Below are 12,689 nucleotides of genomic sequence, written 5' to 3'. Positions count from 1 at the left end.
GTCATTTATTCATTTTTAGTGATTATAAAAAGTAATGTGAAAGCCGTCGATGCGTATCGATATTGAAAACGCGATGAATACCTGTTGTTTAACTCTCGACCTTTATCCTTTTATTTTCCTCCTTCAGGGCCTGAGAAAATGACTGCAGCAGCTGGCAATAAAAACTATCTCACCCGCCTGATTGCCGTTGTGCTGACGGGGCTGCTTGCCGGCCTCTCAGGCATGGTTCTGGCGCTGATTTTACATGCGATTCAGCACCTGGCCTTTGGCTACAGCCCCGGGCAGATCGTGAGCGCGGAGTCATTTCTACAGGGCGTCACGGATTCATCCTGGCCTCGTCGCTTCTCGGCAATCGTCGCGGGGGGAGCCATCGCAGGATTCGGCTGGTGGCTCCTTGGACGCTATGGGCAGAAGCGAGTCTCAATAGCGTCAGCGGTGGCGAATCCTTCGGTGGCAATGCCTGCGGGTACCACAACGATTCATGCCCTGTTGCAGATCGTCACCGTGGCGCTGGGCTCTCCGCTTGGCCGCGAGGTGGCTCCGCGGGAAATGGGCGCGCTGGGGGCAGGGATGGTGGCGCGTAAGCTGGGACTGATGGCGGATGAAACCCGAACGCTGGTTGCCTGCGGCGCCGGTGCGGGCCTGGCGGCGGTGTATAACGTTCCGCTGGCCGGTGCGTTATTCAGCCTTGAGGTAATGCTGCTGTCGTTTAGCTGGGAAAAAACGCTGGCGGCGATTATCACCTCGGCGATTGCCGCGTGGACGGCAACGCTCGGGTTAGGCGAGGAATCGCAATACCATTTTACTTCCGACATCCTGCCGCATTCATTTCTCTGGTGGGCGATTATCGCCGGCCCCATTCTTGGCGCCGGGGCCTGGCTCTTTCGCAAAGCGACCAGCACGGCCCGCTCGGGCGTTCGAAGCAACTGGCAGATGCCGGTTTTCTGTCTGCTGGCGTTTTCCCTGCTTGCCGTCCTCAGCCTCTATTTCCCCCAGCTTCCGGGAAACGGTAAAGGGCCTATGCAGTTGGCTCTCAGCGATGACCTGGGTTTCCCCGGGGCGGCGATGCTGCTGGCGCTGAAAATGGTGGTGATTCTGGCGGTGCTGCGCGGCGGCGCGGAGGGCGGCCTGCTGACGCCGGGGCTGGCGGTCGGCGGCCTGACCAGCCTGCTGCTGTGTATGCTCTGGCAACAGCTGCTTCCCGGCGGAGATTACGGCAGTTTTGCTCTCGTCGGCGCGGCGGCGTTTCTCGCTGCATCCATGCAGATGCCGCTCACGGCGGTCGCGCTGGTGATGGAGTTCACCCACATGGATCACAGCTATCTGGCCCCCACGCTGCTGTGCGCCGCAGGGGCATTTTTAACCTGCCGGATATTGGATAAGAACTACGCCTTCTGAAACGCAGCGAAAATAAAAGGCCATGATTTACCATGGCCTTTTGTCCGTGCGTGGGTTGGCGAGCGAAAAACCGTTACTCGATGTTCTGAATCTGCTCGCGCATTTGTTCGATCAGCACTTTCAGCTCAATGGCGGAGTTCGTCACTTCGGCATTGATTGATTTAGACGCCAGGGTGTTCGACTCGCGGTTGAACTCCTGCATCATAAAGTCGAGGCGGCGACCGACCGCTTCTTTCTTCTTCAGGATATTCCACGTCTCTTTCACGTGCGCTTCCAGACGATCCAGCTCTTCGGCGACGTCTATACGCTGCGCCATCAGCACCAGCTCCTGCTCGAGGCGGTTGTTTTCCAGCTGCACTTCCGCATCTTCCAGCTTGGCAACCAGACGTTCGCGCTGCCACTGCAAAATTTCCGGCATATGGGCACGTACTTTAGCCACCTCGGCCGTCACGCCGTCGAGACGCTGTTCGATCAGCGCTTTCAGCGCCTGTCCTTCGGTTTCGCGGGCGATGATAAAGTCATCCAGCGCACCGTTTAACGCGCCCAGAATTTCGGCGGCAATGGCGTCCAGATCCTGTTCATGGGCCGACATCACGCCAGGCCAGCGCAGAATATCTACCGGATTGATTTCGCCTTCGTCGCTCTGCATTTTGACCCAGTTGGCGGCGTTAACCAGCTGCTTTGCCAGTTTTTCGTTAAGGATCAGCTCACCCTGCGCGCTCGGGTCCTGCTCAAAACGCAGGGTACATTCGACTTTACCGCGGGTCAGACGGGAGCGAATACGTTCACGCACCACGGGCTCCAGGCTACGGAACTGCTCCGGCAGGCGGAAGTAGGTTTCCAGATATCGTTGGTTTACCGAGCGCAGTTCCCACGCGGCGCTACCCCATTCACCCTTGATTTCACGCCGGGCGTAGGCGGTCATACTGCGGATCATAGACGTTCCTGTTTTTAAAGGAGAGTGGGGTGGATTATAGCTTTCGAGGCCTTATCAGGATAGGAATAAGCGCGCATTATCCGTATAATGCGCAGCCACATTCGTTTCAAGCCGGAGAACATCATGCGTCCAGCAGGCCGTAGCGCTAATCAAGTGCGCCCAGTAACCCTGACCCGTAACTACACAAAACACGCAGAAGGCTCCGTGCTGGTCGAATTTGGTGACACGAAAGTATTGTGCACCGCTTCTATTGATGAAGGCGTGCCGCGCTTTCTGAAAGGCCAGGGCCAGGGGTGGATCACCGCCGAATACGGCATGCTGCCGCGTTCTACCCATACGCGTAACGCGCGTGAAGCCGCAAAAGGTAAGCAGGGCGGACGCACCATGGAAATCCAGCGCCTGATCGCGCGTGCGCTGCGCGCTGCGGTTGACCTGAAAGCGCTGGGTGAGTTCACCATCACTCTGGACTGCGATGTGCTGCAGGCAGACGGCGGCACCCGTACCGCGTCTATCACCGGAGCCTGCGTGGCGCTGGCCGATGCGCTGAATAAGCTGGTCGCGGCCGGTAAGCTGAAAACCAACCCGATGAAAGGAATGGTGGCGGCGGTCTCCGTAGGCATCGTGAATGGCGAAGCGATTTGCGATCTGGAATACGTTGAAGATTCCGCGGCGGAAACCGATATGAACGTGGTGATGACCGAAGATGGCCGCATCATTGAGGTGCAGGGTACGGCGGAAGGCGAGCCGTTCACCCATGAAGAACTCCTCACCCTGCTGGCATTGGCCCGGGGGGGTATCGAATCCATTGTCACGACGCAGAAAGCGGCGTTGCAAAACTAGTTTTTAAGGCGACTGAGAAGTCGCCTTTTTTTTGTCCGTAGAAAAGTAAGATGAGGAGCGAATCCATGAAACCGTATCAGCGCCAGTTTATTGAGTTTGCGCTTAACAAGCAGGTACTTAAGTTTGGCGAGTTTACGCTGAAATCCGGGCGCAAGAGCCCCTATTTCTTCAACGCCGGCCTGTTTAATACCGGGCGCGATCTGGCTCTGTTAGGCCGTTTTTACGCCGAAGCGCTGGTGGATTCCGGGATTGATTTTGACCTGCTGTTCGGCCCGGCCTATAAAGGCATCCCTATCGCCACGACCACGGCGGTCGCGCTGGCGGAACATCATGACCGCGATCTGCCTTACTGCTTTAACCGCAAAGAGGCAAAGACCCACGGCGAGGGCGGAAATCTCGTGGGGAGCGCGCTGCAGGGCCGCGTCATGCTGGTGGATGATGTTATTACCGCAGGCACCGCGATTCGGGAATCGATGGAAATTATTCAGGCCAACGGCGCTGAGCTGGCCGGCGTACTGATCTCTCTGGATCGTCAGGAACGCGGACGCGGCGAAATCTCCGCGATTCAGGAAGTTGAGCGCGACTACGGCTGTAAAGTAATTTCCATCGTGACGCTGAAAGACCTGATTAGCTATCTGGAAGAGAAGCCGGAAATGGCTGAACACCTGACTGCCGTTCGCGCCTATCGCGAAGCGTACGGCGTATAAACATCTGCCCGGCGGGCAACGGTCTGTCGGGTCGATTGCTGGCAAAACGGCCAGCCGCGGCGAGAAGAGCGCCTGGGTATCAATGCGGATAATGCCGGGCATTCCTGCGGGAAGAGATGCAGCCCTTCGGGCTGCACAGAGACCGGCGAGAATTATTTCAGCTGGGCGGCGACCAGCGGCCAGCGGGCGTCAAAATCGTCCGTCGGGCGATATTTAAACTCGCTGCGCACAAAGCGCGATAGCATCCCTTCGCAGAATGCCAACAGCTGGCTGGCCAGCAGGGCTTCATCGACGGTATAGCCTTCGCCTTCGCGCATTTTCTTTTCACGCAACACCTGACGCAGCTGAACTTCAATGCGCTCGAACAGCTGATTGATGCGGTCCTGAAGCCGGTCCTGTTCAAACATCAGCGCATGGCCGGTCAGAATTCTTGTCAGCCCAGGATTACGCTCGCCAAACCCAAGAATCAACAGCACAATCAGACGCAGGCGCGCTGAGGTGTCTTTTTCATCTTTTAAAATCAAATTGATGCGCGTAATCAGGCTGTCTTCGATAAATTCAATCAGGCTGTCAAACATGCGGGTCTTGCTCGGGAAGTGCCGATACAGAGCCGCTTCGGATACGCCAACGGACGCCGCCAGTTTCGCTGTGGTAATGCGCTGACTTCCATCGCTGGATTCAAGCATTAGCGCCAGAGATTGAAGTATTTCTTCGCGACGATTCCTTTTCGCAGTTTGTTTTTCTGCCATGTTTTAAAATACCCCTGAAAAAAAGCACTTGTCAGGCAGGCACCCACAAAGCGACCGCAAGCTGTTGCCTGCGGTGATGTTATTGCATTAGTGCGCTTTGCGATGCTGGTTCCACTTCATCCTTCAGGCAGCCCTTTTGCCGGCAGCGCCCCGAAAGAGTTTTGTCTATCGCCGGGCTTATTGACGCCCTGAGTGACCGAAGCCGCCTTCGCCGCGATCGGTGGCGTCAAAATCTTCCACCAGGTTAAATTCTGCCTGCACAACGGGCACAAACACCATTTGCGCGATACGCTCGCCGGGTTCGATGCTGAAGCTCTGCTGGCTACGGTTCCAGACGGAAACCATCAGCTGGCCCTGATAGTCAGAATCAATCAGACCGACCAGGTTACCCAGTACGACGCCGTGCTTATGGCCCAGTCCGGAGCGCGGCAGAATCACCGCCGCCAGAGAGGGATCGGCAATATGAATCGCCAGGCCGGTTGGCACGAGGGTCGTTGCGCCAGGAGCCAGCTCTACGGCGTCATCGAGACAGGCTCGCAGGTCAAGTCCGGCGGAGCCGGAGGTGGCATAGGTCGGCAGCGGAAATTGCTGACCAACACGCGGGTCCAGAATCTTAACGTCGATTTTTTTCATCATAACGGGTAACGATCTCGTCGAGTAATAATTGGCCCAGGAGTTCCTTGCGCTCAAGTGGTAAGCGCTTATCTCCCTCCTGCCAGAAAAGGTGTAATGCATTGCTGTCGCTATTAAATCCCTGATTTGGCTGAGAAACATCATTGGCGCAAATCAGATCAAGATTTTTGCGGGCTCGCTTTTGCCGTGCGTATTCTTCCACATTATTTGTTTCGGCGGCAAACCCAACGACGTAAGGGCGGTTGGCCTTAAGCGCGGCGACCCCTGCGACGATATCCGGATTTTTAACCATTTTCAGGGTTAATTCATCACCTTGTTTTTTGATTTTTTCTTCGGCGATGGCGACCGCACGGTAGTCAGCGACCGCCGCACAACCAATAAAAATATGCTGCTGAGGCGCGCTGTTTTGCACCGCGGCTTCCATTTCCAGCGCGGTGGTGACATCAATTCTGTGTACAAACGGCGGCGTAGGCAGCGAAACCGGGCCGCTCACCAGCGTGACGTTCGCCCCGCGGCGCGCGGCGGCGGCGGCAATCGCGAAGCCCATCTTACCAGAACTGTGATTGGTGATATAACGCACCGGATCCAGCGGCTCGCGGGTGGGGCCCGCGGTAATCATGATGTTCAGATGTTGCAAATCTTTGACAGGCGAGAAATGCTGCGCGGCCATATCCACAATGGTCAGCGGGTCCAGCATCCGCCCCGGGCCAACATCGCCGCAGGCCTGGCTGCCGCTGTCCGGGCCCCAGACCAGCAGACCGCGGGCGGCAATGACGTCCAGATTATGCTGGGTGGCGGCGGCGCGATACATCTGCTGATTCATGGCGGGCACGACGGCGACCGGCGACGGCGTAGCGAGACAAATCGTCGAAACGAGATCGTTGGCCATCCCTGCCGCGACGCGAGCGATTAGGTCGGCGGTGGCGGGGGCAAGAATGACCAGGTCGGCCCATTTCCCCAGCTCAATATGGCCCATCGCCGCTTCGGCGGCCGGGTCGAGCAGGCTGTCGGAAACCGGATAACCGGATACCGCCTGTAGACTTAATGGCGTAATGAAGGCTTTTGCGGCTTCCGTCATGGCGACGCGGACATCCGCGCCGCGGTCACGCAGGCGGCGCACCAGTTCCGGCGTTTTATAGGCAGCAATGCCGCCGCTCACGCCAAGAACGATCTTTTTACCAGCCAGACTCATCATGATTTTTTCCTGTTGCGGTACACCAGAATTCGCGCATCTTATCACAATCCTGACGGCATCGTGTGCCTCGCGGAGATACACTTTGCGAGGCGCTACGCAGGGATAAAACTTGCATCTCGGCGGCGCAAAAAGGCTGTGCCAGGATAGCGCGCAGTGGGAAGGAGATGCCGCGATGGAAATACAAGAATCCCTCATGCCGAGGGAAAAGATGCAGCGCTACGGTATCGAAGTTTTGTCGGATATTGAGCTGTTGGCGCTATTTTTACGTACCGGTACCCGCACGCAGGACGTGATGACATTTTCGCGGGAGCTGCTACAGCGTTTTGGCTCGCTGTACGGCCTGCTATCGGCGGAGGAGTCGCAGTTTGCTGAGGTGGAAGGCATTGGTCTGGCGAAATATGCACAGCTAAAAGGGATTGCTGAACTGGCGCGACGCTATTTTAGCCTGCGAATGACGGAAGAACCCTCTCTGGTTACCCCGTCGATGACGCGGGAATTTCTGCAAAGCCAGCTGGCCGACGAAGAGCGTGAGATCTTCATGGTGATCTTTTTAGATAATCAGAACCGGGTATTGAAACATAGCCGCCTTTTTTCTGGTACTCTTAGCCACGTTGAGGTGCATCCGCGAGAAATCGTACGCGAAGCCATCAAAGTGAACGCCGCCGCGGTGATCCTGGCACATAATCATCCATCCGGTAGTCCTGAGCCGAGCAAGGCCGACAGGTTGATTACCGAAAGAGTGATAAAATGTTGTCGATTCATGGATATACGTGTGCTGGATCACCTTGTTATTGGCCGCGGAGCGTACGTATCTTTTGCTGAACGCGGCTGGATTTAGCCCCGATCGCGCGATCCATCGGGATCTTTGTCTGTTCGGGACTTGAGCACATCGCCGAGTCAGCGTATACTACGCCACCTTTGAGAATCTCGGGTTTGGCATTTGGGCCTGGCAATCGAGAGTTCGCTTAGAACTGCGATGACCGGGCTGTAAAGCCTGACGAGGCGCCAATACCCCATACGAAGCTCGAGCTAATTTGATTTTTGGAGAATAGACATGTCCCGAGTCTGCCAAGTTACTGGCAAGCGTCCGGTGACCGGTAACAACCGTTCCCACGCACTGAACGCGACTAAACGCCGTTTCCTGCCGAACCTGCACTCTCACCGTTTCTGGGTTGAGAGCGAGAAGCGTTTTGTCACCCTGCGCGTATCTGCTAAAGGTATGCGTGTTATTGATAAGAAAGGCATCGATACAGTTCTGTCCGAACTGCGTGCCCGTGGCGAAAAGTACTAAGTACTTAGAGGAAATAAGTCATGGCTAAAGGTATTCGTGAGAAAATCAAGCTGGTTTCTTCTGCTGGTACTGGTCACTTCTATACCACCACGAAGAACAAACGTACTAAGCCGGAAAAACTGGAACTGAAAAAGTTCGATCCAGTTGTCCGTCAGCACGTTTTATACAAAGAAGCTAAAATCAAATAATTTTAGATTCCTTGTAAAGAAAAACCCCGCCTCGGCGGGGTTTTTTGTTATCAAGACTACGCTACCGTCTACACCGTTGGCGCTGGCGAACGTTTACCCCCTGCGCCAGGCGGAAGAGCATGCTGAACAATAATTGCCCTGAACCTCGTCGCTGAACGCGGTAAGATAGTGCATCCTGCCGTTTTTGTTCGAGAAAAGAATGCCTGAATTACCTGAAGTAGAAACCAGCCGCCGCGGCATTGAGCCGCACCTGGTGGGAGCCACCATCCTGCACGCCGTTGTGCGCAACGGGCGCCTGCGTTGGCCGGTCTCCGAAGAGATCTATCGTCTGAGCGACGTTCCGGTGCTCAGCGTACGCCGCCGCGCTAAATATCTGCTGCTGGAACTGCCCGACGGCTGGATTATCGTCCACCTTGGGATGTCGGGAAGCCTGCGTATCCTGAGCGAAGAGCTGCCCGCGGAAAAACACGATCACGTGGACCTGGTGATGAGTAACGGCAAGGTGCTGCGCTATACCGACCCGCGTCGTTTTGGCGCCTGGCTGTGGACCAAAGCGCTGGAAGGGCATCCGGTGCTGGCGCATCTGGGGCCGGAGCCGCTGAGCGATGAGTTCAACGCCGATTATCTGCAGGCGAAGTGCGCGAAGAAAAAAACCGCGATTAAGCCCTGGCTAATGGATAATAAGCTGGTGGTCGGGGTGGGCAATATCTACGCCAGCGAATCGCTCTTTTCGGCGGGCATTCACCCCGACAGGCTGGCCTCTTCACTGTCGCGCGAGGAGTGCGAGCAGCTGGTGAAAGTGATTAAGCTGGTCCTGCTGCGCTCCATCGAACAGGGCGGGACGACGCTGAAAGATTTCCTGCAAAGCGACGGTAAACCGGGCTACTTTGCCCAGGAGCTGCAGGTGTATGGCCGCAAGGGCGAGCCGTGCCGCATTTGCGGGACGCCGGTTATCGGCAGTAAACACGCCCAGCGGGCGACGTTTTATTGTCGCCAGTGTCAGAAGTAAAGTGCGGGGGTTGCCGTGAACCCGGCTTGCGCTGCGCTTAGCCGGGCTACAGGGCTGCGCTTGGTCCGGTAGCCCGGACAGATGCGCAGCATCGCCTCCGGGAAGAGCCCCGATGGCGCAGGATTACAGCTTCTTCAGCAGCGCCTGGTGAACGTTTGCCGGCAGAAAGTGAGATACGTCGCCCTGGTGGCGCGCCACTTCTTTCACCAGCGAAGAGGAGATAAACGACCACTCTTTGCACGGCATCAGAAACACGCTCTCCAGCGTCGGCATCAAATGACGGTTCATATGCGCCAGCTGCATCTCATATTCAAAATCCGCCACCGCCCGCAGGCCGCGAATTAAAATGTTCGCCTGCTGCGCGCGGGCAAAATTGGCCATTAAATCGCTGAAGCCAATAACCTCAACGTTGACCAGATGCGCCGTTGCCTGGGTGGCCAGCGCGATGCGCTCGTCGAGAGTGAACATCGGCTTTTTGCTCGGGCTGGCGGCGATAGCCAGCAGCACCTTATCGAACATGCTGGCCGCGCGGGTGACGATATCGATATGGCCGTTGGTGATAGGGTCGAAGGTTCCCGGATAGATCGCTTTTGTGCTCATAATCACACTTTCTCCGAGTAGCCGCGGCTCAGGGCCCACAGCTCGGTGTATTTATTAAACGTGTATTGCGCGTTGACCACCGCCAGCAGCCAACCTTGTTTCCCATCCAGAATGCCCCCGCGCAGCAGCAGCGTTTTCACAAAGGCGCCCAGCGTATGGCCGAAGATAGCGGCCAGCGAGGTCTTTTTGCCTCTCTGATGGCGCTCCTGCGCCCAGGCGGCGGCGTAGGCCAGCTGCTTTTGCTGAAAGCCGGAGAAATCACGGCAGGTCAGATGCAGCAGGTCGCCCGCGAGTTCGATAACCCGCGCGCCCTGGGCGTCGAGAGATTCGTGGACCAGATTATCGTTATAGCGGTAACGGTCGCGTTCGTACAGGCGCATCACGCGGTCGGGGTACCAGCCGCTGTGGCGCATAAAGCGGCCAAGGAAATAGTTGCGCCGGGCGATGCTGTATATCGCGCCGGTTTGCGGCGCGGCCAGCACGCTGCGGATAGACTGCGCAAGCTCCGGAGTGACGCGCTCGTCGGTATCGATCATCAGCACGTAGTCGCCGGTGGCGTAGGCCTGAGCGCGCTGGCGCTGAATACCGTAGCCCTGCCAGTCGCGATTGACATGCACCTGAACGCCCTGGCTACGGGCGAGTTCGACGGTGTTGTCGCTGCTGCCGGAATCCAGCAGCACTATCTCATCGGCCCAGCTTACCGACGCCAGACAATCAGGCAGCAGATCCGCCGCGTTTTTGGCGATCATCACGACCGAGAGTCGAGGCGACATTAGTGGCTCCGCTGCGGCAGATAGGGTTGCAATAACTGTAGCAGACGGGAGAGCGCGCCCTGGTTTTGGTGCAGAACTTCCACCGCATGGCGACCGTACCACAGACGGTAATCTTCATCGGTCAGCAGGTTAGACACCTGCGTTACCAGCGAGTCGGCGTCGGTGACGGTAATCAGTCCATCGTCCTGCTGCAGCTTGGCGCAGATATCTTTGAAGTTGAACGTGTGCGGACCCATCAGTACCGGTATCGCATGGGCGGCGGGCTCCAGCGGGTTATGGCCGCCGCGCTCCACCAGGCTACCGCCGACAAACGCGAGGTCGGCAATACCGTACAGCAGCATCAGCTCGCCCATGGTATCGCCAATCACCACCTGGGTACTGTTCGACGGGATTTCGCCGGTGCTGCGCAGGGTGTAGCTCATTCCCGCTTTCTGCACCATCTCGCGGGCGTCGCCGAAGCGCTCCGGATGGCGAGGGACAAGGATCAGCAGCAGGTTGGGGAAACGCTCCAGCAGCTGCTTATGCGCCTGAAGAATAATTTGTTCTTCGCCGTCGTGGGTGCTGGTGGCAATCCATACCTGGCGGTGCGGCGCCCACTGGCGGCGCAGGGTGATGGCGCGAGCCGCCAGCTCCGGCGTGACCGAAATATCAAACTTCAGGCTGCCGGTGACCGCCAGCTGATTGCGTTTCAGGCCAAGAGCGATAAAGCGGCTGGCGTCTTCTTCATTCTGCGCGGCGATAAGGGTAATGCGGCTCAGCAGCCGACGCATAAATTTCCCCAGTTTGGCATAGCCTTTCGCCGAGCGTTCGGAGAGGCGAGCGTTGGCGATTACCAGCGGGATTTTACGCTTGTGCAGCGTGGCGACCATGTTCGGCCACAGTTCGGTTTCCATGACGATAACCAGCTTCGGCTGAACGGTATTGAAGAAACGGTTCATCGCGCCGGGCAGATCGTAAGGCAGATAGACGTGATGCACGTCTTTGCCGAAAGCGGACATGGCGCGTTCAGAGCCGGTTGGCGTCATGGTGGTGACGGTGATCGGCAGATAGGGGTAACGGTGGCGTAGCGCGCGCACCAGCGGAATCGCCGCCAGCGTTTCACCTACGGAAACGGAATGCAGCAGGATGCCACCCGGTTCTACCTTGTTCTGGCAGAAGCCATAACGTTCCTTCCAGCGTTTACGATAGGCAGGGGCCTTACGGCTGCGTAACAGCAGTCGCAGCCACACCAGCGGCTGAATGAGGTAAAGTAGGGCGGTATAAAGCAATTCCAAGCGATTTATCCGTATTTATGTTTTTGCGGGCAAATTCTAAGCATTTAACCCGCGTAAAGCTATCTCTTTGGCGGAAACTAAGGGATTCAGTATTAAGCCGCGTCGCGATAGCGCTTGATGCGCAGATAGCGGCGTCCAAGACGCCAGCGTAGACGGAACGTACGGGCGTTTTTCCAGATCAGGCGCCAGATACCGCGGTCAAAGAACTCTTTAATGATAATATGCTTTTTTGACTCATCTTTCATGCTATCGAAGGTATGAATAATTCCCAGCCCCTCTTTGGCGATCTGCCAGCGGCAGGCGGAAATATCGCGAACCTTGTCCGGATAACGCTGGTTGATGGCGTCCAGCATCTCAAGAATCTTCATATAGTGGCGCGCTGAACGCATCAGCGTGTCGTCGTTGTCCGGCTTATGCGACACCGATTCCGAGTGAATATAGTAATCGTAGAACTGCTCGCTGGTGTACTGCACGCGTTCTGCCGCCAGCAGCACTTCGGTGGTCCAGGGAATATCCTGATGGCGCAGGCCAGGCTCAAAGTGGAAGCGGTGGCTGGCGATAAACTCCCGGCGGTAGATATTCAGCCAGGTGACATGCAGGAACTTACGAGAATCCAGCGCCTGCTTTAACCAGACGTGGCCGGGCAAAACGCCGGTCGACTGCAGCCGGTCCAGCGGGAAAATAGGATGGATATCTTTTTTCGTCTCGTAGACGTAGCGGCCGTTGCAGGTGGCGACGTCTAGATTGCCCTTTTCCGCCATCTCCAGAAGCGTACGGTACATGCCCGGGTAAAGCTTATCGTCGATATCCGGGAAGGTCAGGTACTTACCCGTCGCCGCGGCGAGGCCGGTATTGCGCGCCACCGACACGCCCTGGTTTTCCTGCTCCAGCACGAGCACGTTTTGCAGGCGCTCTTTCCACTGGTCGATAACCGCAAGGCTACCGTCCGTCGACCCGTCGTTCACCAGGATCAGTTCATAGCTTTCCAGCTGCTGTTGCTCAAGGCACTCAAAGAATTGCGCAAGGAATTTTTCGCCGTTATAGACGGCGGCTACGATGCTTAGTAAAGGCGTTTGACTCATAACTCATTCGATC

15 protein-coding genes are annotated in these 12,689 nt (G+C 56.8%); 7 read left to right on the top strand and 8 right to left on the bottom strand.

Annotated elements, in window-relative coordinates:
• Window positions 1-138: 138 nt before the first annotated feature.
• On the top strand, window positions 139-1,398 hold the full coding sequence (locus ABLU87_RS12030) for a chloride channel protein (RefSeq protein WP_038423864.1): 1,260 nt from the start codon (window positions 139-141) through the stop codon (window positions 1,396-1,398).
• Window positions 1,399-1,471: 73 nt separating this feature from the next.
• On the opposite strand, the gene ABLU87_RS12025 is transcribed toward ABLU87_RS12030, so the two are convergent.
• On the bottom strand, window positions 1,472-2,335 hold the full coding sequence (locus tag ABLU87_RS12025; RefSeq protein ID WP_004855510.1) for a YicC/YloC family endoribonuclease: 864 nt from the start codon (window positions 2,333-2,335) through the stop codon (window positions 1,472-1,474).
• A 123-nt stretch (window positions 2,336-2,458) separates the two neighbouring features.
• On the opposite strand from ABLU87_RS12025, the gene rph reads away from it, so the two are divergent.
• Window positions 2,459-3,175 (top strand): ribonuclease PH, encoded by a 717-nt coding sequence (rph, locus tag ABLU87_RS12020; protein ID WP_004106921.1) that lies wholly within the window; start codon window positions 2,459-2,461, stop codon window positions 3,173-3,175.
• Between the two features lie 65 nt (window positions 3,176-3,240).
• On the top strand, window positions 3,241-3,882 hold the full coding sequence (pyrE, locus tag ABLU87_RS12015; protein WP_004855508.1) for an orotate phosphoribosyltransferase: 642 nt from the start codon (window positions 3,241-3,243) through the stop codon (window positions 3,880-3,882).
• A 152-nt stretch (window positions 3,883-4,034) separates the two neighbouring features.
• Here the strand turns inward: pyrE and slmA are convergent, their stop codons facing one another.
• The 3 genes from slmA to coaBC form a co-directional block, all read right to left on the bottom strand.
• A complete protein-coding gene (gene slmA, locus ABLU87_RS12010; RefSeq protein WP_004855507.1) occupies window positions 4,035-4,631 on the bottom strand; it encodes a nucleoid occlusion factor SlmA in 597 nt (198 codons plus the stop codon).
• A 177-nt stretch (window positions 4,632-4,808) separates the two neighbouring features.
• Window positions 4,809-5,267: a dUTP diphosphatase gene (gene dut, locus ABLU87_RS12005; protein WP_004855506.1), complete on the bottom strand. Its 459-nt coding sequence runs from the start codon at window positions 5,265-5,267 to the stop codon at window positions 4,809-4,811.
• Window positions 5,245-6,456, bottom strand: a complete 1,212-nt coding sequence (coaBC, locus tag ABLU87_RS12000; RefSeq protein WP_014227252.1) for a bifunctional phosphopantothenoylcysteine decarboxylase/phosphopantothenate--cysteine ligase CoaBC — start codon at window positions 6,454-6,456, stop codon at window positions 5,245-5,247. Before coaBC ends, dut begins: the two co-directional genes overlap by 23 nt.
• 175 nt (window positions 6,457-6,631) lie before the next feature.
• Here coaBC and radC point away from each other — a divergent pair, with 175 nt between their 5' ends.
• The 4 genes from radC (at window position 6,632) to mutM (ending at window position 8,947) form a co-directional block, all read left to right on the top strand.
• Entirely contained in the window at window positions 6,632-7,297 is a 666-nt protein-coding gene (gene radC / locus ABLU87_RS11995) for a DNA repair protein RadC (protein ID WP_004126657.1), read from the top strand.
• A gap of 216 nt (window positions 7,298-7,513) precedes the next feature.
• Window positions 7,514-7,750 (top strand): 50S ribosomal protein L28, encoded by a 237-nt coding sequence (rpmB, locus tag ABLU87_RS11990; RefSeq protein ID WP_002436699.1) that lies wholly within the window; start codon window positions 7,514-7,516, stop codon window positions 7,748-7,750.
• A 20-nt stretch (window positions 7,751-7,770) separates the two neighbouring features.
• Window positions 7,771-7,938, top strand: a complete 168-nt coding sequence (gene rpmG, locus ABLU87_RS11985) for a 50S ribosomal protein L33 (protein ID WP_003024094.1) — start codon at window positions 7,771-7,773, stop codon at window positions 7,936-7,938.
• A gap of 199 nt (window positions 7,939-8,137) precedes the next feature.
• Window positions 8,138-8,947, top strand: coding sequence for a bifunctional DNA-formamidopyrimidine glycosylase/DNA-(apurinic or apyrimidinic site) lyase (gene mutM, locus ABLU87_RS11980; protein ID WP_014227251.1), 810 nt, complete (start codon window positions 8,138-8,140; stop codon window positions 8,945-8,947).
• 123 nt (window positions 8,948-9,070) lie between these two features.
• Here the strand turns inward: mutM and coaD are convergent, their stop codons facing one another.
• From coaD to ABLU87_RS11960, 4 genes are all read right to left on the bottom strand, one after another.
• Window positions 9,071-9,547 (bottom strand): pantetheine-phosphate adenylyltransferase, encoded by a 477-nt coding sequence (gene coaD / locus ABLU87_RS11975; protein ID WP_004106901.1) that lies wholly within the window; start codon window positions 9,545-9,547, stop codon window positions 9,071-9,073.
• Window positions 9,548-9,549: 2 nt separating this feature from the next.
• Window positions 9,550-10,320 (bottom strand): glycosyltransferase family 2 protein, encoded by a 771-nt coding sequence (locus ABLU87_RS11970; protein ID WP_014227250.1) that lies wholly within the window; start codon window positions 10,318-10,320, stop codon window positions 9,550-9,552.
• The gene (gene waaA / locus ABLU87_RS11965) at window positions 10,320-11,594 is read right to left on the bottom strand and encodes a lipid IV(A) 3-deoxy-D-manno-octulosonic acid transferase (protein WP_014227249.1); all 1,275 of its coding nucleotides are present in this window, start codon (window positions 11,592-11,594) and stop codon (window positions 10,320-10,322) included. The genes ABLU87_RS11970 and waaA overlap by 1 nt, the downstream gene beginning before the upstream one ends.
• Window positions 11,595-11,686: 92 nt before the next feature.
• Window positions 11,687-12,676 (bottom strand): glycosyltransferase, encoded by a 990-nt coding sequence (locus ABLU87_RS11960; protein ID WP_014227248.1) that lies wholly within the window; start codon window positions 12,674-12,676, stop codon window positions 11,687-11,689.
• Between the last annotated feature and the right edge of the window lie 13 nt (window positions 12,677-12,689).

The sequence above is a fragment of the Klebsiella sp. CB_Kp196 genome (genome assembly GCF_040061575.1).
Taxonomy (GTDB): Bacteria; Pseudomonadota; Gammaproteobacteria; order Enterobacterales; family Enterobacteriaceae; genus Klebsiella; species Klebsiella michiganensis.
This window is presented reverse-complemented; position numbering and strand designations above follow the sequence as displayed.